This is a genomic window from Streptomyces sp. NPDC048461 (assembly GCF_055587105.1).
In genome coordinates, this window is sequence record NZ_JBVJGW010000003.1 from 322226 (window position 1) to 344192 (window position 21967).

Here is a 21967-nt window from a genome sequence, read left to right on the forward strand (position 1 = left end):
CGCCGGTGAACATCCGTGCGGGCCCCGGGGTGCAGGGGCGGCCGCCACGGCCGTGCCCCCCGGCACCGCTACGGGCGGTCGGCCCGCTCGGCCGCCGCCGCCTCGATGTCGTCGAGCATGGCGGCCGCGAGGTCGCGCTCGGAGGCGTAGTACCGCTCCGCCCACTTGAGGGTGAGGGCGGGATACGCCCACGCCGGCTCGTCCTGCGCGCTCCGCGCGTCGGCGACCGCGCGCAGCCGCATGTCCTCCGCGAACTCCTGGTGCCGGAGGAGGACCTCGCGCATCTGGGCGGGTTCCAGCAGGTGGCCCAGCCACAGCCGGAGCATCGGCCCGTGCTTCAGGACGGGCGGGTCGACCGCCGCCTCCCGGGCCCACTCGCGTACGGCGGCCATGCCGTCCCCGGTGATCCGGTAGACGCGCTTGTCGCGGGTGCCGGTCTCCTGGGCGACCAGGCGCGAGGAGGCGTATCCCGCGTTCTCCAGCCGCTTGAGCTCGCTGTAGATCTGGCTGAAGGAGGGGCTCCAGTAGAAGAACTTCAGGGACCGGTCCGACCACTTCTTCAGGTCGTAGCCGGAGAGTTCCTCCCCGAAGGAGAGCAGCCCGAGCACCGCCCAGCTCGTCGCGGGGAGCGTGCGCCTGTTCGTCTCGTCTGCCACGCAGCGCAGTCTACGACCGGTGTCCGCGACGGCCCTTCCCTCCGTGACGCATGACTGCTAGGAGTATGCCTAATCGAAATACATCCAGGAAGTCCGGAGGCTCCGTGAAGTTCTCGATGATCTTCGAAGCGCAGCTCGTCGACCCGACCCCGGAGCGGGAGCGCCGGGTCATCCACGACTGCGTCGAACAGGCCGTACTCGCCGAGGAGATGGGCTTCGACCGGATCTGGGCCGTCGAGCACCACTCCCTCACCCAGTACGCGCACATGAGCGCGTCCGAGATCTTCCTGACCTGGGTGGCCGCCCGGACCCGGACGATCCGCATCGGCCACGGCGTGGTCACCATGCCCTTCGGCTACCAGCACCCGGTGCGCGTCGCCGAACGCGCCGCGATGCTCGACGTCCTCTCCGGCGGCCGCGTCGACGTCGGCGCCGGCCGCGGCGCCACCCGCCAGGAGATGTCCATGTTCGGGGTGCGGCCCGAGGACACCCGGCCGCAGACGGAGGAGGCCCTGCGGATCTTCGCCTCCGCCTGGCGGGAGCCTGAGTTCGAGTGGCACGGCTCCCTCGACATCGGGCCCGGCGCGATCCTGCCCCGGCCGGTCCAGGACCCCCACCCGCCGCTCTTCATGGCCTGCTCCAACCGCGACACCCTCAGGCTCGCCGCCGAACTGGGCATCGGCGCCCTGGTGATGGGCTTCGCGGGCGCCGACGACGTCCGTGCGATGCGCACGGTCTACGACGGGGCCGTCGCGGCCCGCGACGGCGGCCGGTTCGTCTCCACCGTGGTCAACGACCACTTCTCCGCCCTCTGTCCGACCGTCGTCCTCGACGACGCCGAGCGGGCGCTGCGCCTGGGCACCCGGGGGCAGCGCTTCTTCGCCGAGTCCATCGCGCACTGGTACGGCGGCGGTCCCGCGCCCACCGGGTACGCCGAGGACGCCTCCGCCGGGGAACACGCGGCAGCCCTCGCCAGGGGCCGGGAGGAACTCGTCGCCCGGCTGCACGAGGCGAACGTCCCGGCCCGCCCCGTCGACACCGGCACCTACAACGCCGACCATGCCTACGGTAACGCCGAGACGGCCGTCGCCTACGTGGAGCGGCTGCGCGAGATCGGCGTCGACGAGGTCATGTGCCTGATCCAGATGGGCACCGTCCCGCAGGAGGCCTGCATGGAGACCGTCCGTCAGTGGGGCGAGAAGGTCATCCCGCACTTCCGTGCCCTGGAGGGCTGAGCCGTGATCACGCTGGACGGAAAGGTCGTCGTCATCACCGGTGCCGGGCGCGGCCAGGGGGCCGCCGGGGCCCTGCTGTGCGCGGAGGCCGGCGCGCGGGTCGTCGTCACCGACCTGCGGGAGGAGGAGGGCCGGGCGGTGGCCGCCGGACTCGGCGGGCAGGGGCTGTTCGTACGCCACGACGTGGCCGACGCCGCGTCCTGGGCCGAAGTGGTGGAGGCGGCCGTCGAGGCCTTCGGCACGGTATCGGCGCTGGTCAACAACGCGGCCCTGTGGCGCACCGCCCACGTGGAGCGCCAGACGGCCGAGGACTTCGAGGCGCTGCTGCGGGTCAACCTGCTCGGTCCGTTCCTCGGCATCCAGGCGGTGGCGCCGGTGCTGCGGGCCGCGGGCGGCGGCTCGATCGTCAACATCTCCTCCACCGCCGGACTGGTCGGGATACCGGGCCACGCCGCCTACGGCTCCACCAAGTTCGCGCTGCGCGGGCTGACCCGCTCGGCGGCCCTGGACCTGGCCCGGGACCGCATCCGGGTCAACTCCGTCCACCCCGGGGCGATCGACACCCCGATGGTCGCCGGGTCGGTCGCGGGCCGGGACTGGTCGCACGTCCCCCTCGGCCGGATGGGCCGGCCGGAGGAGGTCGGGGAACTCGTCCGCTTCCTCTGCTCGGACGCCTCCTCGTACGTGACGGGCGCCGAGTTCACCGTCGACGGCGGGACGACGGCCCGATGAGCGGCGGTGCGGGCGACCCGCTCTCCCCGGCGGCCCGGCGGCTGTGCGACGCGATGGCCGCCGGCTTCCCCGCCCCCGGCGACGCGGCGGCCCTGCGGGCGGCGGCCGTCCCCGGCCCCCGGGGCCCGGAGGTCGCCTCCGTGTACGACGCCTCCGCCGCGGACGTCCCGGTCCGCGTGTACGACCCGGGCCCGGGCGCCGCCGGCCGGCCGCTCGTCGTCTTCCTGCACGGCGGCGGCTGGGTGATGTGCGGCCCCGACACCCATGACGCCCTGTGCCGGCGCCTGGCCGCGGCCTCGGGCGCGGTCGTCGTCTCGGCCGGCTACCGTCTCGCCCCCGAACACCCCTGGCCGGCGGCGTCCGACGACGCGCTGACGGTACTGCTGTGGGCCCGCTCCGCCGCGCCCGCGCTCGGCTGCGCCCCGGACCGGGTGGTGGTGGCGGGGGACTCCAGCGGCGGCAACCTGGCCGCCGTGACGGCGCTGCGCGCGCCCGGACTCGCGGCCGGACAGCTGCTGTTCTACCCGCCGCTGGACGCGTCGATGGCCACGGAGTCGGTCGCGGCGTACGGGACGGGGTACTTCCACACCGCCGCCCACATGGCCTGGTACTGGGACTGCTACGGGGGCGACCCGGCCCACCCGCACGTGTCGCCGCTGTGCGCGCCCGACACCGAACTCGCGGGCCTGCCCCGTACGTTGATCGTCCTCGCCGACTGCGACGTGCTGCGCGACGAGGGTCTGGCGTACGCGCGCCGCCTCGGGGCGGCCGGCGTGGACTGCGCCGTCCAGCTCCATCCGGGGGTCTTCCACGGCTTCCTGGGCCTGCCGCTGCCGGCCGGGGCCACCGCGCTCGCGACCGCCGCGGACTGGGTGGCGGCCACATAGCGGGGGAGTAAGGGGGCGGGGCGGCCGGATTCGAACCGGCGTCCTCCTCCATGTCGTGTAGGCGCACTGCCTCTGTGCTACGACCCCGCCCTTGACGCCGACCCTAAACCCCGGGGCCCGTCCGGGCGAACGGATATCGCCGGACGGGCCCCGGGACGGACGGGCTCAGCGCTTGAACGTGAACGCGAAGTCGGCCGAACGCCGGCCGCTCAGGCGGACCGCCGACACGAGGTTCCCCCCGGCGAGCAGCCGCTCGGCCCCGGCCCGCGACAGGCCGAACCCTTCGGCGACCAGCCGCACCGGCCGTACGGGTATCGGCGCGGCGAAGCGGACCGACACCTCGACCGCCTCGCCCTCCGGCGGCAGACGGCGCTCCGGCGCGCCGCGGTCGAGGCGCCACGCGCCGTCCCAGTCGAGGGCGACCCGGTTGCGGCGCAGCACCACCGGGTCCTGGAGCAGTTCGGCCGCCAGGCCGGGGTCGTTGCCGTGCAGCAGGTCCAGGAGCGCGGGCCGTACGGACCGCACGTTCACCCGCTCCAGGAACGTGAGCCGGGTGGTGTCCCCGCACCGGGTGCAGCGGGCGAGGAGCCAGGCGTCGAGGAGCTTGTGGTGCGCGTTGAGACGGAACTTTCCGTCCGCCCGGAAGCGCCCGGAGGCGCACCTGTGGCAAGGGCGGAGGACTGTCGGCAGGCAGGTGGGCAGGACCACCCAGGTTTCGGACACAGAGGTACACCGGTTCCAGTGAGAAGACCGCAGCGAAAAGGAGCACGCCGCACGGGTGCGACGCGCGACGGTTCAGCGCTCGGGGGGTCTCACTTGGTGTACAACGGCACGTCCTTGCCGGGGCGACTGCGGGCGGGAGCACGGTAACGGCCCGCGGGAGGGCGGCTCCACCGGTTTTCGGGCCGGGTGTCGCCCCGCCGGGCAGGCGCCCGCGGCGCGCGTGCATGATGTGTCCATGTCTGGCCTGCTGCTGCGCAACTGCCTGCTCCTGGCAGCCGAGTTCGGTGCCGTCCTGCTGTTGCGCGGGCCGGGGGGACCCTGGATCCCGGTACTGCTCGCCGTGTTCGTCATCGGCGCGGCCGTACCCCACGGCACCGGGGCGGAGTTCGTCGCCCGCACCGCGCTCGCGCTCGTCGCGGTGGGCGTCGTGGTGGCCGGGGGAGCCGCCTGGGACCTCCACACCCTGCACGAGCGGGGCCGGGAGGAGCAGGCCGTCGTCACCTCCCGGACGACGGCGCAGGACGGCTCCGGCTCCTCCCCGTCGCTGCGGCTGCGCACGGAGGCCGGCCGCGACCTGCCCGGCCCGCTGGCGAGCGACCTGCCGGTCGGCGCCCGGCTGACGGTGACCGCGGACCCCCACGGCCCCGCATGGGCCCCCGGCGGGCGCCCCGAGCGGCCGCTGTGGCAGACGGCGGCCACCGCCGCCCTGCTCGTCCTCCAGACGGCCGCCCTGATCCGGTACTCCTTGCGCAGGTCCCGGTACTGAAACCCGCTCGCCCGGCCGCACGGCACGCCTTAACCTCGGCGGATGTCCACCACCACCCTCTGGCGCCCGACGGGCCCCGTCGAGCTCGACCTGGTCCGCGCCGCCGACTGGAAGGCCTGGCCGCCGCGGCTCCCGGAGCAGCCGATCTTCTACCCGGTCCTCAACGAGGACTACGCGACCCGCATCGCCCGCGACTGGAACGTCACGCACGACGGCGCCGGCTTCGTGACCCGGTTCGAGGTCGACTCCGCCTTCCTGGCCCGCTACCCGGTCCGGCAGGCGGGCGGCGAGACGATCCTGGAGCTGTGGGTCCCCGCCGAGGACCTGCCCGAGTTCAACGCGCACATCGTCGGCCGCATCGAGGTCGTGCACGCCTTCCGCTGACCCCCGCCGCGGAAGCCGGGACCCCGGCACCCCCGTCCGCCGGACCGGACCCCGGCCCGCCGGGCGGGGGTCCGGCCCCCCGGAACACCGAAATGAACGGCCGCCGTACCCGCCCCCGTCCCCTGCCGGCCGCGCCTCACCCGCTCCCGCGCGCCGCGAGGACGTCCGCCCGGCAGGCCGACGGCGTCCCCCACGCGTCCCGCAGCGGGCGGGCCTTGCGCAGCCACAGGGACAGGTCCAGCTCCTCGGTGTAGCCGACCGCCCCGTGCAGCTGGAGCGCCGACATCGCCGCCCGGTACGCCGACTCCCCGGCGGTCAGCTTCGCCGCCGCCACGTCGGCCGGGTCCAGGGACAGCGCCGCCGCCCACACCAGGGGCCGGGCGAACTCCAGCCCCAGCAGGGTGTCCGCCAGCCGGTGCTTGACCGCCTGGAAGCCGCCGATCGGCACCCCGAACTGGGTGCGCTGCTTCGCGTACTCCACGGTCCGGTCCAGCAGCGCCCCGCCGACGCCCAGGCACTGGGCCGCCGTCAGCAGCCGCGCCCACCGCGCGGCCGTCCGCGCCGCCTCCAGCACCCGGGGCCCGGCGGCCAGCAGTTCGCCCCCGGCCGGCGGGACGGACAGCCGCCGGGCCGGATCCGTCGAGGCCAGGAGCGGACCGCCGCCCGCGGTCAGCCGGAGCTCGCCCGCGCCCGACACCGTGAAGCAGTACGCGGCCGCGTCCGCGTCCAGGGCGTACGGGCTCCCGCCCGGCAGCGTCAGCGTCGCCGCGGCCCCGCCCCCGGCGAGCCCCGGCAGGAACCGCTCGGCCAGGGCCTCCTCCTCCAGCCCCGCCAGCAGGACGCAGGCGGCCGCCGTCTCCACCACGGGCCCCGGCACCCCCGCCCGGCCCAGCTCCACGAAGCCCAGCGCGAGCTCCGACGGCAGCGGCCCCAGGCCCGCGTATGCCTCCGGCACGGCCAGCGCGAACAGCCCCGCGTCCGCGAGCCTCGACCAGAGCGCCCGGCCGGGCGCGTGCCGCCCGCCGGCCCAGTCCCGTACCGCGGCCGGCACGTCGGCGGCGGCCAGCAGCGAGCGCAGCGTACGGGCGAAGTCCGCCTGCTCGTCGGTCGGCAGGAAGCGCATCAGCGGCGGCCCTTCGGGAGGCCGAGCAGGCGCTCGGCGATGATGTCGCGCTGGATCTCGTTGGTGCCCGCGTAGATCGGCCCGGCCAGCGAGAAGACCCACGGTTCGGCCCACTCGCCCTCGGCGAGCTCCGCGTCCGGCCCCAGCAGGTCCAGCGCCGTCTCGTGCAGGGCGATGTCGTACTGCGACCAGAACACCTTGTTCAGGCTGGACTCGGCGCCGATCGTCCGGCCCGCCGCGACCCGCGAGGCGTTCGCCCAGGTGAACAGCTCGTACGCGCGGGCCCCGACGACCGCGTCCGCCACCCGGTCCCGCAGCGCCGTGTCCGCCGGATCGCCGGCCGCCTCCCACAGGCCCACCAGACGGTCCGCGGCCGCCAGGAAGCGGCCCGGAGCGCGCAGGGTCAGGCCGCGTTCGTTGCCCGTGGTCGACATGGCGATCCGCCAGCCCTGCCCCGGCTCCCCGATCACGTCCCGGTCCGGCACGAACACCCCGTCGAGGAACAGCTCTGCGAAGGCGGGCTTGCCGTCCAGGCGCCCGATGGGCCGCACCGTCACCCCCGGCGCCCGCAGGTCGAACATCAGGTACGTCAGCCCCTGGTGCGGCTTCGGCGCGTCCGGATCCGTACGGAAGATGCCGAACGCCCGGTCGGCGAAGGCGGCCCGCGAGGACCAGGTCTTCTGCCCGGACAGCAGCCAGCCGCCCTCCGTACGGACCGCCCGCGAGGTCAGCGACGCCAGGTCGGAGCCCGCCTCCGGCTCCGACCAGGCCTGCGCCCAGATCTCCGCGCCGCTCGCCATCGCGGGCAGCACCCGCGCCCGCTGCTCCGCGCTCGCGTGGTCGAAGAGGGTCGGGGCCAGCAGGTTGACGCCGTTCTGCGAGACCCGGCCGGGCGCGCCCGCCGCCCAGTACTCCTCCTCGAAGACCAGCCACTGCACGAGGTCCGCGCCCCGGCCGCCGTACTCCTCGGGCCAGGACACCGCCGACCAGCGGTCCGCGTGCAGCAGGGCCTCCCACGCGCGGTGGGCGGCGAATCCCTCCGCCGTCTCCAGGGAGGGCAGGGGGACCGCCGGGACGTGGGCGGCGAGCCAGGCCCGGGCCTCCGCCCGGAAGGCCAGGGTCCGCGCCGTCTGGGTCAGGTCCATCAGAGGTTCGCCTCCATCCGTACGTCCTTCCCTAACAAGTGTTTGGTAGGTTAACGTACGGCCATGAGCAGCGTCGAGCAGTTCCGCACCGGGTCCGGAGCCCGGGAGGCACGCGCATGACCGCGCCCGACTACGTCCCCGGCCACGGCCTGCTGAACGGCCGCACCGCCGTCATCACCGCCGCCGCCGGAGCCGGCATCGGCGGGGCCACCGCCCGCCGCTTCCTGGAGGAGGGCGCCCGCATCGTCATCGGCGACGCCCACGTTCGCCGCCTGAAGGAGACCGAGACCGCGCTCGCCGCCGAGTTCGGCGCGGACCGCGTCGCCTCCCTGCCCTGCGACGTCACCGACGAGGAGCAGGTACGGGCCCTCTTCGCGCTCGCCGAACGGACCCACGGCCGCCTCGACGCCGTCGTCAACAACGCCGGCCTCGGCGGCACGGCGTCCCTCGTCGACATGACCGACGAGCAGTGGTCCCGCGTCCTCGACGTCACCCTGAACGGGACCTTCCGCTGCACCCGCGCCGCACTGCGCTCGTTCCGGGCCTCCGGACAGGGCGGGGTCGTCGTCAACAACGCCTCCGTCATGGGCTGGCGCGCCCAGACCGGACAGGCCCACTACGCCGCCGCCAAGGCCGGGGTGATGGCGCTGACCCGCTGCGCGGCCCTGGAGGCGGCCGAGTTCGGCGTACGCGTCAACGCCGTCGCCCCGAGCCTGGCCATGCACCCGCACCTGGTGAAGGTCACGAGCGAGGAACTGCTCGCCGAACTCACCGCCCGCGAGGCCTTCGGCCGCCACGCGGAACCCTGGGAGGTCGCCAACGTCATCGTCTTCCTGGCCAGCGGCTACTCGTCGTACATGACGGGCGAGACCGTCTCGGTCAGCAGCCAGCACGCGTAGGCCCAGAATGGGCGCGTGCCAACGAACCAGCCGAACGCCGCGAACCAGCCGACAGCCGAGAACGGGCCGACGGCCGGGAAGAAGCGGACCGTCCCGAAGAAGCGGACCGCCCCGAAGAAGCCGCAGGTGACCGCGTCGCCCGAGCGCCGCCGCGAACTCCTCGCCGTCGCCGCCGAGGTCTTCGCCGCGCAGGGATACAACGCCACCACCGTCCGCAAGATCGCCGACGCCGCCGGGATGCTCGCCGGCAGCCTCTACTACCACTTCGATTCGAAGGAATCGATGCTCGACGAGATCCTGTCGGCCTTCCTCACCGAACTGTGGGAGGGCTACGACACCGTCCTCGCCGGCGGCCTCGGCCCCAGGGAGACCATCGAGGCCCTCGTCACCGAGTCCTTCCGGGAGATCGACCGGCACCGCGCCGCCGTCGCGATCTACCAGAAGGAGTCCCGCACCCTCTCCGCGCAGCCCCGCTTCCACTACCTCTCCGACTCGCAGCAGAAGTTCGAGAAGGCGTGGCTCGGGACGCTGGAGCGGGGGGTCGCGGCCAAGGTCTTCCGGGCCGACCTCGACATCCGCCTCACCTACCGGTTCGTGCGCGACACGGTGTGGGTGGCGGCCTCCTGGTACCGGCCGGGCGGCCTGCACAGTCCCGAGGAGATCGCCCGCCAGTACCTGTCGATGGTGCTGGACGGGATCGCCCTGCGCACGTAACCCACCCAGAGGAGTCCCGATGCCCGAGGCCTACATAGTCGACGCCGTACGCACCCCCGTGGGACGGCGCAAGGGCGGCCTGTCGGCGGTCCACCCGGCCGACCTGGGCGCGCACGTCCTGAGGGCACTGGTCGACCGCTCGGGCATCGACCCGGCGGCGGTGGAGGACGTCGTGTTCGGCTGCCTCGACACGGTCGGCCCGCAGGCGGGCGACATCGCCCGGACCGCCTGGCTGGCGGCGGGCCTCCCCGAGGAGGTGCCGGGCGTCACCGTCGACCGGCAGTGCGGTTCCTCGCAGCAGGCGGTGCACTTCGCGGCGCAGGGCGTGCTCTCCGGCACCCAGGACCTGGTGGTCGCGGGCGGCACCCAGAACATGTCGATGATCCCGATCGCCTTCGCCTCGCGGCAGGCGGCGGAACCCCTCGGCCTCACCGAGGGCCCGTACGCCGGATCGGCGGGCTGGCGGGCGCGCTACGGCGACGCCCCCGTGAACCAGTTCCACGGCGCCCAGCTCATCGCCGAGAAGTGGGGGATCACCCGCCGGGACATGGAGGAGTTCGCCCTGCGCTCGCACCGGCGGGCGCTGCGCGCGATCGACGAGGGCCGCTTCGACCGCGAGACGGTGGCGTACGGGGACGTGACGGCGGACGAGGGACCCCGCCGGGACACGACGCTGGAGAAGATGGCGGGCCTGAAGCCGGTCGTCGAGGGCGGCACCATCACCGCGGCCGTCTCCTCCCAGGTCTCGGACGGCGCGGCGGCGATGCTGATCGCCTCCGAACGGGCGGTACGGGAACACGGTCTGCGGCCCCGGGCCCGCATCCACCACCTCTCGGTGCGCGGCGAGGACCCCATCCGGATGCTGTCGGCGCCGATCCCCGCCACCGCGTACGCGCTGAAGAAGACCGGCATGTCGCTGGCGGACATCGACCTGGTGGAGATCAACGAGGCCTTCGCCCCGGTGGTCCTCGCCTGGCTGAAGGAGACCGGGGCGGACCCGGAGCGGGTCAACGTCAACGGCGGCGCGATCGCCCTGGGCCACCCGCTCGGGGCGACCGGCGTGAAGCTGATGACCACGCTCCTGCACGAGCTGGAGCGGACGGGGGGCCGCTTCGGCCTCCAGACCATGTGCGAGGGCGGCGGCCAGGCCAACGTGACGATCATCGAACGGCTGTAGTCCGGTCCCTGCGGGCGGGGCCGCCCCGGCCCCGCCCACCCCTCGTTCATCTGTCCGGTCGCATTGTTTTCCGGCGGTCCCGGGACGCCCTGCGCGGACCGGCCGGAAAGCGGTCCGGAAGGGCGGCGGACCTCGCGGAACCCTCGTCGTACGGGGCTTCCCCGCTCTGCTCCGCGACCCCGCCGCCGGTCCTCTCCGCCGGGGCTCCCCGCGGAGAAGGGTGCAGGTCACACCCTCGCGGGCGCACACCCCCGCGGACGTGTGCTAGCTTAGAGCTCGTTGCAGTTGTGGTACCCATGAACTTTATGTGCGCCTGACGGGATTGCTCCGACAGGCGCTTTTATTGTTTTGCCGGAATCTCCGGATGGGGCCCTTTGCCGCCTATTCAGGAGATTCAAAATGGCACTTGGCACCGTGAAGTGGTTCAACTCGGAAAAGGGCTTCGGCTTCATCGAGCAGGACGGTGGCGGCCCGGACGTCTTCGCCCACTACTCGAACATCGCCACCCAGGGCTTCCGTGAGCTCCAGGAGGGCCAGCGCGTGTCCTTCGACGTGACGCAGGGCCAGAAGGGCCCCCAGGCGGAGAACATCCTCCCCGCCTAATTTTTTCAGCACGCCGGGGTCCGCACCGTGACGGTGCGGACCCCGGCTTGTCTGCTGTTTCGACTGCTTGTTGTACCTGCCGGTTTCAGGAGGGCGTTTTCCGCATGACCAGCTCCAGCTCCGCACGACCCAGCCGCCGCCCCACCCGGGGTCGAGGTGCGGCCCAGGGACGTCCGAAGGCTGGCGCGGGACGGCAGAAGTCCGCCCCCGTGGCCAGGCCCCAAGAATTCACCATGCCCGAACCGCTGACCCCGGCGCTGCCGCCGGTCGAGGCGTTCGAGGACATGGACATGCCCGAGGCGCTGCTGAAGACCCTCGCCGCCCAGGGCGTCACCTCGCCGTTCCCGATCCAGTCCGCCACGCTGCCGAACTCGCTCGTCGGCCGTGACCTGCTCGGCCGCGGCCGCACCGGGTCCGGCAAGACGCTGGCCTTCGGCCTGGCACTGCTGGCCCGTACCGCCGGCCGCCGCGCGGAGCCCAAGGCCCCGCTCGCGCTGGTCCTCGTACCCACCCGCGAGCTCGCGCAGCAGGTGACCGACGCGCTGGCGCCGTACGCCACGTCCGTCAACCTGCGCATCGCGACCGTCGTCGGCGGCATGTCGATCAACCGGCAGTCGGGCGCCCTGCGCCGCGGCGCCGAGGTCCTCGTCGCCACCCCCGGCCGTCTGAAGGACCTCATCGAGCGCGGTGACGCCGACCTCTCGCAGGTGGAGATCACCGTCCTCGACGAGGCCGACCAGATGACCGACATGGGCTTCATGCCGCAGGTCACCGCCCTGCTGAAGCAGGTCCGGGCGGACGGCCAGCGGATGCTGTTCTCGGCGACGCTGGACAAGAACATCGACAAGCTCGTCAAGATGTTCCTCACCGACCCGGTCGGCCACTCCGTCGACCCGTCGGCCGGTGCGGTCACCACCATGGAGCACCACGTCCTGTACGTCATGGACGAGACCGACAAGAAGGCCGTGGCGACGCGCATAGCCGCTCGCGACGGCCGGGTGATCATGTTCGTGGACACCAAGCGCGGTGTCGACCGCATGGTCAAGAAGCTCCTGGCGGACGGCGTCCGCGCCTCCGGCCTGCACGGCGGGCGCTCGCAGCCGCAGCGCAACCGGACCCTGGACTGGTTCAAGACGGGCGAGGTCACCGCGCTGGTGGCCACCAACGTCGCGGCGCGCGGCATCCACATCGACGACCTCGACCTCGTCGTCAACGTGGACCCGCCGACCGACCACAAGGACTACCTGCACCGCGGTGGCCGCACCGCCCGGGCCGGCGAGTCCGGCAGCGTGGTCACCCTGGTGCTGCCCGACCAGAAGCGGGACATGACCCGCCTGATGTCGGACGCCGGGATCTCCCCGCGCACGGCCCAGATCAAGTCCTCCGACGAGGAGCTGGCCCGGCTGACCGGCGCCAAGGAGCCCTCGGGCATCCCGGTGGTGCTGGACGTGCCGCAGCCGACCCCGCCGCGGCAGCGTTCCGCGTCGAAGCCGGCCTCGGGCAACGGCGCCGGCGGTGGCGGTCGCCGCCGCTCGGCCGGCCCGCGCACCGGTTCCGCCGCGGGCGCGGCTCCGGCCGCCGGTACGCGCGGACGCCGGACGGGCGGCGGCGGCGCCGCCGGTCAGGGTGCCGGATCCGCCTCGGGCCAGCCCCGTCGCGGCCAGGGCGGCCAGGGTGCCGCGGCCGCCGGCTCCGGCGAGCGCGGACGGCGCACCGGGGGCGGCGCCTCCGGCGGTGCGGCGGCGGCTTCGGCCCGCAGCCGCGTCGGCGGTCCGGGCCAGGCCCGGCGCCGCTCCGCCTGACGGCGGGGCACCTCGTACGAACACCGGGACGCCGGGCAGCGCACGCGCGCTGCCCGGCGTTTCGCCGTACCCGGGGCGCTGCGGTCAGCGGACCATCCGGGACTGGAGCTTCGCCAGGGTCCGCAGGTCCAGGCCGAGGCCGTCGGTGAGGTAGCCGTAGAAGCCGCCGTACTCGGCCTCCATCCGGGCCGTCGCCGCGTCCAGGTAGTCCTGGCGGACCTCCTGGAGCGGGATCAGCAGGTCCGGGTTCTGCATCCGCCCGGACTGCTTGAGGCCCGCCCGCAGCTGGGCGTCGTACGCGGCGCGGTAGGTGTTGGACGCCAGGTAGTCGCGCTCGGCGGCGCCCTCCGGAACGGCGAGGGCGCGGAGCAGCACGTAGCTCATCCAGCCAGTGCGGTCCTTGCCCGAGGTGCAGTGGTACAGGATCGGGCCCTGCCGGCCGTCGGCGATCTCCCGCAGGGTGGCCGCGAACTGCGCCCGGCTCTCCGGGCTGGTCACGAAGGTGCGGTAGATGTCGCGCATGTAGGCCTCGGCGCGGCCGCCGCCCAGCATCTGTTCCTGGGTCACCGGATCGCCGCTGGCGATGGCGCCGACGAGGGTTCCGTAGAGGCCGAGGTCGCTGACCGGGCGCGGGGTCGCGGTGAGGCCGGCGGGCAGTCTGTCGGGGCCGTCGTACTGGATCTCCATGGGGATCCGGAAGTCCACGACCCTGCCCAGGCCCAGCCCGGAGACGGTGGTGAGGTCGGCGGGGGTCAGCTTGCTCAGCGCGTCGGCGCGGTAGACGAGGCCGAGGCGGACCCGGCCCCCGGTGTAGGTGCGCTGGCCGCCGACGTCCCGGACGTTGACGGCGCCCTGCAGCGGGATGTGATGAATCGTTTCTGCGGAGGGGTGGGACCCGTGGTGCCGGGCACTGGCCCCGGCATCCGGGCCCGCCGCGGCGTACGCGGAGGCGGGGAGGGTCCCGAAGGCGAGGGCGGAGACGAGCGCCGCGGTCGCCAGACGGATTCGGGCACGGCTCATCTGATGCGACTCCTGTAGCGGAGAAGGGGTCATCCTGGTGGTGGCAGGGTGCCGTGCGGGTGCGGGTGCGGGTGCGGGGGGTGGGCGCCGTGCAGCCGTTCCAGCACGTCATACGCCTCCGCCATGACGCGGGAGACGAGCTCCGCGCAGGACGGGAGGTCGTCGATCACCCCCGCGACCTGGCCCGATGCCATGACTCCGAGGTCCGTACGGCCCTCGACCATGGACGCCTTGAGGAGCATGGGGGTGTTCGCGGCGAGCAGGACCTGGCTCCAGGACAGGTCCTTGCCGTGCTTCATGGCCAGCCCGTCGCGCACCATCTGCGACCAGGTGAGGCCGGAGAGCTTCCGGAAGCCCGCCGCGTGGCGGACCGCCCGCGCCAGCGCCCGGGTACGGCCCGCCCGCTCCAGGGAGTCCACCAGCGGGGAGCGCAGCATCCGGTGCGGAAGGCCGTCGACGGCGGTGGTGACGGTGACGTCCTTGACCGCGGCCCGCAGGTACCGCGCCTTGACCGCGTCCGGCACGGTGGAGTCGGAGGTCAGCAGGAAGCGGGTGCCCATGGCGATGCCCGCGGCCCCGTACGCCAGCGCCGCGACCAGACCGCGGCCGTCGGCGAAGCCGCCCGCCGCGACGACCGGGACGTCCACGGCGTCCACGACCTGGGGCAGCAGGACGGTCGTGGCCACGTCGCCGGTGTGACCGCCGCCCTCGCCACCCTGCACGATCACCGCGTCGGCGCCCCAGGCGGCGACCTTCTCGGCGTGCCGGCGGGCCCCGACGGACGGGACGACGACCACGCCCGCGTCCTTGAGGAGCGCGATCAGCTCCGGCGAGGGGGCGAGGGCGAAGGACGCGACCCGGACCCCCTCGTCGATGATCAGCCGGGCCCGCTCGGCCGCGTCCCCGGCGTCCGCCCGCAGGTTGACCCCGAAGGGGGTCCCCTCCGGGATGCGGGACCTGACCTCGCGGACCGCCGACCGCAGCTGGTCCAGGGTCATCGTCGCGGAGGCCAGGATGCCGAGCGCGCCCGCGTTGGCCGCGCCCGCCACCAGGCGCGGGCCGGCCACCCAGCCCATGCCGGTCTGCACGATCGGGTACCGGACCCCGACCAGCTTCGTGAACGCCGTCTCCATCGGATCAGCCCCGCACTTCCCGGTCGCGCGAGCCCCGGGGATCGATCACTTCGCGGATCAGCCGCAGCTCCTCCCCGCTCGGCTCCCGCGTGTACGGGACCTCGTCCGCGGCGGCCAGCTCGAAGCCGGTGGCGGCCCGGACCTGCTCCACGGTGACCCCGGGGTGCACCGACACCAGGCGCATCGAGCGGCCGGGTCCGGAGAAGTCGAAGACGCCGAGGTCGCTGACGACCCGGGGGAGCCGGTGGTAGCGGGTGGCCGAGGGGCCCGCCGCCTCGGCGCGGTCGTAGCCCACCCCGCTGACCATGTCCACGCGCGCGACGAACACCCGGGGGGAATGCTTCGGGATCCAGTAGCTCACCGGGTTGTTCAGGGTGTTGACGGGCGCGCCGCGCACGCCCAGGAGCTGACGGGACGGCTGCTCCCAGTCGCCGATGCAGGAGATGTTCTGGTTGCCGAACCGGTCGATCTGGCTGGCGCCCATCATCACGTGCCGCTTTCCGCCGGTGACCATCGCCAGGTGCCGGCGGTACGGCAGCCACCCCTCGGCCGTGCCGTCCAGCCCCACGAGCATGGCCTCGCCGTCGGTCAGCAGCAGGTCGGGGGAGAACGTCCGCTTGGCGAGGCGGGCGCCGAAGGAGGGGATCAGCCCCATGGGGCTGGCGAGCACCTCGCCGTCGCCGCGCCAGGCCTCGGCGCAGGCGATCACGCAGTACTCGGCACGGGTGGTCGTCGGGGCGGTCACTGCTGCTCCTCGTGCCAGGTCCGGACGGCGGACTGGTAGTCGTGCTCGCCCGCGCCGGAGAGGAAGCGGGCGGCGAACTCGGGCCAGGGGGTGGTCGCGTACAGCTTCTGGAAGGCCTCGTCGCGGCCGTAGTCGGGGGCGCAGGAGGTGAAGTGCGCGCCGTTCGGGGTCTCGACGACGCCGGTGACGCAGTGGCGGCTGACCAGGAGGGACTGCGGGGGTCCGGCCTTGGAGAGCTCGGCGGTCTCGACGAGCTGCTCGCAGGAGACGTACGCGGCGTCGGCGGCCTCGCAGAAGAGGTCGTCGAAGTACGGGTCCGGGCCCAGGTACTGGCCGTTGCCGAGGCGGTCGGCGCGGTTGAGGTGGACCAGGGCGGCGTCCATGCGCAGGGCGGGCACGGCGACGAGCTCCTCGCCGTCGCCGTACGGGGAGGTCACGGTCCGCAGCTCCGGGTTGACCCGCATCACGTCGGAGCCGAGACCGGCCCGCACGGGCAGGAAGGGCAGCCGGTTCGCGGCGGCGTGCAGGCCCCACATGAACATGGCCTCGTCGAGCTCGGTGAGGGCGAAGGCGGCGCGCTCGCGGGCGGCCCGGAAGTGGGGCTCCAGCGGAATGGAGTCCAGGGTGGCGAAGGGGGCGACGAGCCGCCGGATCCGTCCCGCGGCCGCCAGCAGGCCGACATCGGGGCCGCCGTACGCGATCACGGTGAGATCGGTGATCTCCGAACGGAGCAGTGCCCGCACCAGCGCCATGGGCTTGCGCCGCGAGCCCCAGCCGCCGATGCCGAGGGTCATTCCGCTGCGGAGCTGCCCGACCACCTCGTCGGGGGTCATCGTCTTGTCGGTCACGGGGTCGCTTCCTTCCCGAAGGTGTCACGGACCCGGTCGGCCACGCCGCTGAGGTTGGCCTCGAAGGTGAAGCCCTGCTCGAAGCGGTAGCTGCGGCGTACGTCGACGGGGTCGATGCCGTTGATGGCGGCCTTGGCCAGGCGGATCAGGCAGCCGTCCTTCCGTGCGATCTCGGCGGCCAGCTCCAGGGCGGCGGCGCGCAGTTCCGCGCGCGGGACCACCTTCCAGACCGAGCCGTGGGCGTGGAGTTCGGCGGCGGTGGCGGTGCGCGAGGTGTAGTAGAGGGCGCGCATCAGGTGCTGGGGGACCAGGCGGGACAGGTGGGTCGCGGCGCCGAGGGCGCCCCGGTCCAGTTCGGGCAGCCCGAAGGTCGCGTCGTCGGAGGCGACGATCGCGTCGGCGTTGCCGGCCAGCCCGATGCCGCCGCCCAGGCAGAACCCGTGCACGGCGGCGACCACCGGCACCTCGCACTCGTACACGGCGGCGAAGGCCTCGTAGCAGCCGCGGTTGGCGCCGATGAGGGAGGTGTGGCCGGGGTCGCGCTGCATCTCCTTGATGTCGACGCCCGCGTTGAAGCCGCGGCCCTCGGCGGCGAGGACCACGCACCGGACCTCCGGGTCGCGGCCGGCCGCGCGCAGCGCGTCGGCCAGGTCGTACCAGCCGCGCACGGGGAGGGCGTTGACGGGCGGGAAGTCCACGGTGACGAGTGCGACGCCCTGGTCCGGGCCGGAGGTGGAGACACCCATGAGAGGATCAGCTACCTTTCCACCAAACATTTGTTAGGTGAGGAAGGTAGCAGCCCATGGAGCTCGACGGGAGGGTCGTCGTCGTCACCGGGGGAACCCGGGGCGTCGGCGCCGGGATCGCCCGGTCGTTCCTCGGAGCGGGGGCGGACGTCGTCGTCTGCGCGCGGCGGCCGCCGGACGAACCGGTGGCGGCGGCCGGCCGCGAAGCCTCGTTCACGGCGCTCGACCTGCGCGACACCGCCGCCGTGCGGGATTTCTGCGCCGGGGTCGCGGAGCGGTACGGGCGGCTCGACTGCCTGGTCAACAACGCGGGCGGGACCCCGTACCGGCTGCTGGGCGAGGCGGAGGCGCAGCGGCACGCGCGGGTCGTCGAGCTGAACCTGGTGGCGCCGATGACGGTCTCCCTGGCCGCGTACCCGTGGCTGCGCGAGAGCCGGGGCTCGGTGGTGATGATCGGCAGCGTCAGCGGCGGCCGGCCGTCGCCGGGGACGGCCGCGTACGGGGCGGCGAAGGCGGGGCTGGAGAGCCTCGCCCGGTCGATGGCCGTGGAGTGGGCCCCCGAGGTACGGGTGAACACGCTCGTCCTCGGCATGGTGCGCACCGAGCTGTCCCATCTGCACTACGGGGACGGCGCGGGCCTCGCGGCCGTGGCGGCGACCGTGCCGCTGGGACGGCTGGCGGACCCCGCGGACGTGGGCGAGGCGGCGGTGTTCCTGGCCTCGCCGCGGGCCGGGTACGTCAGCGGGGCCAGCCTGCTGGTGCACGGGGGCGGGGAGCGGCCGGCGTTCCTGGACGCGGCGACGGTGAACAAGGAGGCGGAGACGGTGAAGGAGGCGGCCGCGGCGGATGCCGAGGACGCGGCGGGCAGGGGCCCCGCGAGCACGGATGCGGCGACGGCGAATGCGAACGAGGAGGACTGAGATGGGCATGGCCGAAGGCAGGGTCGTGATCGTGACGGGAGCGGGGCGGGGGCTGGGGCGGGCGCACGCGCTGGCCTTCGCGGCGGAGGGCGCGAAGGTCGTGGTGAACGACCTGGGGGTGGGGCTCGACGGGCTCCCCGGCCCGGGGAGCCCGGCGGCCCGGGTGGTCGCGGAGATCGAGGCGCTGGGCGGGGAGGCGGTCGCGCACGGCGGGGACGTCGCGACGGGCGAGGGGGCCGCGTCGCTGGTCGACTGCGCGGTCGGCCGCTTCGGCCGGCTGGACACCCTGGTCAACAACGCGGGGTTTCTGCGCGACCGGATGCTCGTCAACCTGGACGAGGACGACTGGGACGCGGTGATGCGGGTCCACCTGAAGGGCCACTTCCTGCCGCTGCGCTCGGCGGCCGCCTGGTGGCGGGCGGAGGCGAAGGCGGGGCGCCGGGTGGCGGCCCGGGTCGTCAACACCTCTTCGGGGGCCGGGCTGTTGGGCTCGGTGGGCCAGGGCAACTACAGCGCGGCCAAGGCGGGCATCCTCGGGCTGACCCTGGTCTCGGCGGCGGAGACGGGCCGGTACGGGGTCCAGGTCAACGCGATCGCCCCGGCGGCCCGCACCCGGATGACGGAGCAGACCTTCGCGGAGACCATGGCCGCCCCGGACGAGGGCGGATTCGACGCGATGGCACCGGAGAACGTGTCCCCGCTGGTGGTGTGGCTGGGCTCGGACGCCTCGGCGGGGGTGACGGGCCGGGTCTTCGAGGCGGAGGGCGGCCGCATCACGGTGATGGAGGGCTGGCGCCCCGGCCCCACGGCCGACCGCGGCGCCCGCTGGACCCCGGCGGAGGCGGGGGAGGCGGCGGCGAAGCTCCTGTCGGCCGCGGAGCACCCGCTGCCGGTGTACGGGTCCCGGTAGGCGGGTCCCTTCCGGCGGGCGGGTCCCGGGTCCCGTCGGGCGGGTCCCTTCCGGCGGGTGAACGGCCGGCCGGCGGCGGGCCCGTTGCGGGGTTCCGGTCATCCTGGGCCTCCCCGGCGGGCGCCGCCGCCCGGGCGGGCGGGGTCGCCGGGCTGATGGGCGGGGTGCGGGAGGGGGCGGCGGACTCGTCGGTTCCGGCCAGGGGGCGCGGGCGGCGGGCGTTGGCCGTAACCGGGCCTTCCCCGCCCGGTCCGGCCGTGATGGCATGTGCATGCCCAATCCATGTGCGTGCCCCTCCGGAATTCGGTTCCGGAGGGCTCCGGACGAATTGGAGAAACAATGACGTCGCTCCGCAGACCCCTCGTCGGCGCGGCGGTCACGGCCCTCCTGGCCGTTTCCGCACCCGCGCACGCCGATACCGTCCCCACGCCGCCCGGGAGAATCACCGTCGACGTGGTCGGGGTCAACGGCTCGGGATGTCCGCAGGGGACCGCGGACGTCGCCGCCGCCTCCGACAACACCGCCTTCACCGTCACGTACAGCGACTACCTCGCCCAGACGGGCGCCGGCTCCGGCGGCACCGAGTTCCGCAAGAACTGCCAGCTCGCCCTGCGCATCCACGTGCCCCAGGGGTTCACGTACGCCATCGCCCGGGCCGACTACCGCGGCTTCGCGCACCTCCAGCGCGGCGCCTTCGGCCAGGAGCGCGCGAACTACTACTTCCAGGGCGCCGCCCAGTCGGCCCGTACGACCCACCAGTTCAACGGGCCGTACTCGGACAACTGGCAGGCGAGCGACCGGACCGAGTACGCGGACCTGGTCTGGGCGCCCTGCGGCGAGGAGCGCAACCTCAACGTGAACACCGAACTGCGCGTCTACGCGGGCTCCTCGAACCCGCAGGCCCAGAGCTTCATGAGCATGGACTCGACCGACGGCAGCGTCAGCACGGTCTACCACTTCGAGTGGAGGCAGTGCACCGAGGTCTGACGGAGTGCGTACAGGAATCCCGACTCACGGCCAGGAGTGACAACGATGTCTCATCCCCTGTCCCGCACCCTGCTCACCGGCGGCGCCATCGCCGCCCTCATCGCCGCGGCGGTGGCGACACCGGCCGGAGCGGCCGGTACGGGCACCGGCGGCGGCCCGATCACCGCGCCGCCCGACAAGATCGTGATCGAGCTCGCCACGGTGAACGGATCCGGCTGCCGGGAGGGCACCGCCGAGGTGGCGGTCGCCCCCGACAACACGGCCTTCACCGTCACCTACAGTGAGTACCTCGCGCAGGTCGGCCCGGGCGCCCCGCCGACCGCCTTCCGCAAGAACTGTCAGCTCAATCTGCGCGTCCACGTCCCGTCGGGCTTCACCTACGCGATCGTCCAGGCGGATTACCGCGGATTCGCATTTCTCCAGCCCGGCGCGTGGGGGCAGGAAAGGGCGAGTTACTACTTCCAGGGAATGCCCCAGACCTCCCAGCGGACGCACCAGTTCAACGGCCCGTTCAACGACAACTGGCAGGCGACCGACAAGACGGAATACGCCGACCTGGTCTGGGCGCCCTGCGGGGAGAAGCGCAACTTCAACATCAACACCGAGCTGCGCGTGAACGCGGGCACGTCCAACCCGCAGGCGGTGACGAGCTTCATGGCGATGGACTCCACCGATGCCAGCGTCAGCACCCTCTACCACCTCGCCTGGCAGGTGTGCCCCGGTCGATAGGGCGGGCGAACCGGGGGGCGGGGCCGTCGCGGGCTCCGCCCCCGACGCGTGCCGGGACGCCGGCGCCGACGGCCGCCCGGCGGGCGCGTGACGCCCGGCTGCCGGGCGCGTGCGGGTCGGCCGACGGGCGCGTGCGGGCCGTGAAAAAGGCCGGGCCCGGCCCCCTGGCGAGGGGTCGGGTCCGGGTCCTTCATTCGTGCGATGGGGTATCAATACCCGCTCCACCCGCCCGCTGAACCGCGCCGGACCCATCATGTTCTGCGTCGTCCGCGCCGGGGCTCCGGAGCGGCCCGGGACCGGGGCCGGTCCCGGTCCCGAGCCCGGGGGTCAGGAGAGCTTGCCGCCGTAGTCCGGGAGCTTGACGGTCCGTTCGGCGTGGCCGCCGACGAGGTCGCTCTGCTTGTTGCCGATGTTGGCGATGATCGTGTAGCCGCGGCCCTCGATCTCGGCGCGCTTGCCCGTCTTGTAGGCGCTGACCTCGTCGAACAGGTCGGGCAGGTCGCGGACGTAGAGCCCCGACACCGGGTAGCCGACGGCCTTGAGGTTGTAGTCGGTGAGGGACTGCACGATCCCCGGGCGGGCGGTGACGAAGAAGATCGCGACGCCGCGCTCGCTCGCGTACCGGGTCAGCTCGCGGACCTTGGAGATCGCCGGGGTCGGGAAGGTCCAGAACCAGTGGAAGTCCGTCTCCAGCGAGGAGTTGTCGACGTCGAGGACGATCGCGGGCCGCTCGCCGGCCGGCGACGCGGCGATGCGCTGCTCGATGGCGGGCCGTACCGCGTCGATGACAGCGGCGACGTCGCGCTGCCAGGTGCCGTAGTCGATGCCGAGGATGGCCGCGTTGCCGCCGGGGGCGGACGAGGTGGCCGCGGAGAGCGCGGAGGCGCTCGTGTAGGCAGGCGCCGCCGGGCTCGCGGCCGGAGCCGCCGAGGCGGTCGTGGCCGGAAGCAGCGTCAGGACGGCGGCCGCCGCGGCCAGTGCGGCGGCGGCGGTACGGGGCGTACGGGACGTGCGGGTGCGGCGGGTGCTGCGCATGGGGGAGCGCTCCCTGGATCGCGGATTGACATGGACGCGACCAGGCTC

General features: G+C 73.9%; 24 protein-coding genes and 1 tRNA gene. 14 read left to right on the forward strand and 11 right to left on the reverse strand.

Annotated elements, in window-relative coordinates:
* Positions 1-68: 68 nt before the first annotated feature.
* Positions 69-665 (reverse strand): PadR family transcriptional regulator, encoded by a 597-nt coding sequence (locus ACZ6S8_RS07030; protein WP_469453591.1) that lies wholly within the window; start codon positions 663-665, stop codon positions 69-71.
* Positions 666-760: 95 nt separating this feature from the next.
* Between ACZ6S8_RS07030 and ACZ6S8_RS07035 the strand changes: the two genes are divergently transcribed.
* Genes ACZ6S8_RS07035 through ACZ6S8_RS07045 form a run of 3 tightly spaced genes read left to right on the forward strand, consistent with a single transcriptional unit; the run spans position 761 to position 3510 of the window.
* Positions 761-1891, forward strand: a complete 1131-nt coding sequence (locus tag ACZ6S8_RS07035) for an LLM class flavin-dependent oxidoreductase (RefSeq protein ID WP_469453217.1) — start codon at positions 761-763, stop codon at positions 1889-1891.
* Positions 1892-1894: 3 nt separating this feature from the next.
* Entirely contained in the window at positions 1895-2623 is a 729-nt protein-coding gene (locus ACZ6S8_RS07040) for an SDR family NAD(P)-dependent oxidoreductase (protein WP_469453218.1), read from the forward strand.
* Positions 2620-3510 (forward strand): alpha/beta hydrolase, encoded by an 891-nt coding sequence (locus tag ACZ6S8_RS07045; protein WP_469453220.1) that lies wholly within the window; start codon positions 2620-2622, stop codon positions 3508-3510. The genes ACZ6S8_RS07040 and ACZ6S8_RS07045 overlap by 4 nt, the downstream gene beginning before the upstream one ends.
* 14 nt (positions 3511-3524) lie before the next feature.
* Here ACZ6S8_RS07045 and ACZ6S8_RS07050 read toward each other — a convergent pair.
* Positions 3525-3599 (reverse strand) — tRNA-Val (locus ACZ6S8_RS07050).
* Positions 3600-3675: 76 nt separating this feature from the next.
* Positions 3676-4233 (reverse strand): DUF1062 domain-containing protein, encoded by a 558-nt coding sequence (locus ACZ6S8_RS07055; protein ID WP_469453222.1) that lies wholly within the window; start codon positions 4231-4233, stop codon positions 3676-3678.
* A gap of 235 nt (positions 4234-4468) precedes the next feature.
* Here ACZ6S8_RS07055 and ACZ6S8_RS07060 point away from each other — a divergent pair, with 235 nt between their 5' ends.
* Positions 4469-4999: a hypothetical protein gene (locus ACZ6S8_RS07060; RefSeq protein ID WP_469453224.1), complete on the forward strand. Its 531-nt coding sequence runs from the start codon at positions 4469-4471 to the stop codon at positions 4997-4999.
* Positions 5000-5041: 42 nt separating this feature from the next.
* Positions 5042-5383, forward strand: a complete 342-nt coding sequence (locus tag ACZ6S8_RS07065; RefSeq protein WP_386521829.1) for a hypothetical protein — start codon at positions 5042-5044, stop codon at positions 5381-5383.
* A 136-nt stretch (positions 5384-5519) separates the two neighbouring features.
* Here ACZ6S8_RS07065 and ACZ6S8_RS07070 read toward each other — a convergent pair whose 3' ends face one another.
* Together ACZ6S8_RS07070 and ACZ6S8_RS07075 are read right to left on the reverse strand one after the other, a co-directional pair.
* Positions 5520-6506 carry an acyl-CoA dehydrogenase family protein gene (locus tag ACZ6S8_RS07070; RefSeq protein ID WP_469453226.1) on the reverse strand — a complete coding sequence of 329 codons (987 nt, stop codon included), beginning with the start codon at positions 6504-6506 and terminating at the stop codon, positions 5520-5522.
* Positions 6506-7651, reverse strand: coding sequence for an acyl-CoA dehydrogenase family protein (locus ACZ6S8_RS07075; RefSeq protein WP_469453228.1), 1146 nt, complete (start codon positions 7649-7651; stop codon positions 6506-6508). Before ACZ6S8_RS07075 ends, ACZ6S8_RS07070 begins: the two co-directional genes overlap by 1 nt.
* 116 nt (positions 7652-7767) lie before the next feature.
* On the opposite strand from ACZ6S8_RS07075, the gene ACZ6S8_RS07080 reads away from it, so the two are divergent.
* The 5 genes from ACZ6S8_RS07080 to ACZ6S8_RS07100 all read left to right on the forward strand — a co-directional run bounded on the left by ACZ6S8_RS07080 (position 7768) and on the right by ACZ6S8_RS07100 (position 12846).
* Positions 7768-8550 carry an SDR family oxidoreductase gene (locus ACZ6S8_RS07080; protein ID WP_469453230.1) on the forward strand — a complete coding sequence of 261 codons (783 nt, stop codon included), beginning with the start codon at positions 7768-7770 and terminating at the stop codon, positions 8548-8550.
* Positions 8551-8676: 126 nt separating this feature from the next.
* Positions 8677-9264: a TetR/AcrR family transcriptional regulator gene (locus ACZ6S8_RS07085; protein WP_469453593.1), complete on the forward strand. Its 588-nt coding sequence runs from the start codon at positions 8677-8679 to the stop codon at positions 9262-9264.
* A gap of 19 nt (positions 9265-9283) precedes the next feature.
* Positions 9284-10441, forward strand: coding sequence for an acetyl-CoA C-acetyltransferase (locus ACZ6S8_RS07090; protein ID WP_469453232.1), 1158 nt, complete (start codon positions 9284-9286; stop codon positions 10439-10441).
* A gap of 399 nt (positions 10442-10840) precedes the next feature.
* The gene (locus ACZ6S8_RS07095) at positions 10841-11044 is read left to right on the forward strand and encodes a cold-shock protein (protein ID WP_150520063.1); all 204 of its coding nucleotides are present in this window, start codon (positions 10841-10843) and stop codon (positions 11042-11044) included.
* 104 nt (positions 11045-11148) lie between these two features.
* Positions 11149-12846, forward strand: a complete 1698-nt coding sequence (locus ACZ6S8_RS07100; protein ID WP_469453234.1) for a DEAD/DEAH box helicase — start codon at positions 11149-11151, stop codon at positions 12844-12846.
* 84 nt (positions 12847-12930) lie between these two features.
* Here the strand turns inward: ACZ6S8_RS07100 and ACZ6S8_RS07105 are convergent, their stop codons facing one another.
* The 5 genes from ACZ6S8_RS07105 to ACZ6S8_RS07125 are packed head-to-tail and all read right to left on the reverse strand — an operon-like array spanning position 12931 to position 17338.
* Positions 12931-13866, reverse strand: a complete 936-nt coding sequence (locus ACZ6S8_RS07105) for a tyrosine-protein phosphatase (RefSeq protein WP_469453236.1) — start codon at positions 13864-13866, stop codon at positions 12931-12933.
* A gap of 29 nt (positions 13867-13895) precedes the next feature.
* Positions 13896-14999: an NAD(P)H-dependent flavin oxidoreductase gene (locus tag ACZ6S8_RS07110; RefSeq protein WP_469453238.1), complete on the reverse strand. Its 1104-nt coding sequence runs from the start codon at positions 14997-14999 to the stop codon at positions 13896-13898.
* Between the two features lie 4 nt (positions 15000-15003).
* Complete coding sequence (locus tag ACZ6S8_RS07115; protein WP_469453240.1) at positions 15004-15744, reverse strand: CoA-transferase subunit beta; 741 nt, start codon at positions 15742-15744, stop codon at positions 15004-15006.
* Positions 15741-16592 (reverse strand): CoA transferase subunit A, encoded by an 852-nt coding sequence (locus ACZ6S8_RS07120; protein WP_469453242.1) that lies wholly within the window; start codon positions 16590-16592, stop codon positions 15741-15743. Before ACZ6S8_RS07120 ends, ACZ6S8_RS07115 begins: the two co-directional genes overlap by 4 nt.
* Positions 16589-17338 carry an enoyl-CoA hydratase family protein gene (locus ACZ6S8_RS07125; protein WP_469453244.1) on the reverse strand — a complete coding sequence of 250 codons (750 nt, stop codon included), beginning with the start codon at positions 17336-17338 and terminating at the stop codon, positions 16589-16591. The genes ACZ6S8_RS07120 and ACZ6S8_RS07125 overlap by 4 nt, the downstream gene beginning before the upstream one ends.
* A 56-nt stretch (positions 17339-17394) precedes the next feature.
* On the opposite strand from ACZ6S8_RS07125, the gene ACZ6S8_RS07130 reads away from it, so the two are divergent.
* The 4 genes from ACZ6S8_RS07130 to ACZ6S8_RS07145 all read left to right on the forward strand — a co-directional run bounded on the left by ACZ6S8_RS07130 (position 17395) and on the right by ACZ6S8_RS07145 (position 20884).
* Positions 17395-18258 (forward strand): SDR family oxidoreductase, encoded by an 864-nt coding sequence (locus tag ACZ6S8_RS07130; protein ID WP_469453246.1) that lies wholly within the window; start codon positions 17395-17397, stop codon positions 18256-18258.
* Between the two features lies 1 nt (position 18259).
* The gene (locus tag ACZ6S8_RS07135; RefSeq protein WP_469453248.1) at positions 18260-19168 is read left to right on the forward strand and encodes an SDR family oxidoreductase; all 909 of its coding nucleotides are present in this window, start codon (positions 18260-18262) and stop codon (positions 19166-19168) included.
* Between the two features lie 339 nt (positions 19169-19507).
* Complete coding sequence (locus tag ACZ6S8_RS07140) at positions 19508-20155, forward strand: DUF4360 domain-containing protein (protein WP_469453250.1); 648 nt, start codon at positions 19508-19510, stop codon at positions 20153-20155.
* Positions 20156-20200: 45 nt separating this feature from the next.
* A complete protein-coding gene (locus ACZ6S8_RS07145; RefSeq protein WP_469453252.1) occupies positions 20201-20884 on the forward strand; it encodes a DUF4360 domain-containing protein in 684 nt (227 codons plus the stop codon).
* Between the two features lie 327 nt (positions 20885-21211).
* On the opposite strand, the gene ACZ6S8_RS07150 is transcribed toward ACZ6S8_RS07145, so the two are convergent.
* A complete protein-coding gene (locus ACZ6S8_RS07150; RefSeq protein ID WP_469453253.1) occupies positions 21212-21919 on the reverse strand; it encodes an HAD family acid phosphatase in 708 nt (235 codons plus the stop codon).
* Between the last annotated feature and the right edge of the window lie 48 nt (positions 21920-21967).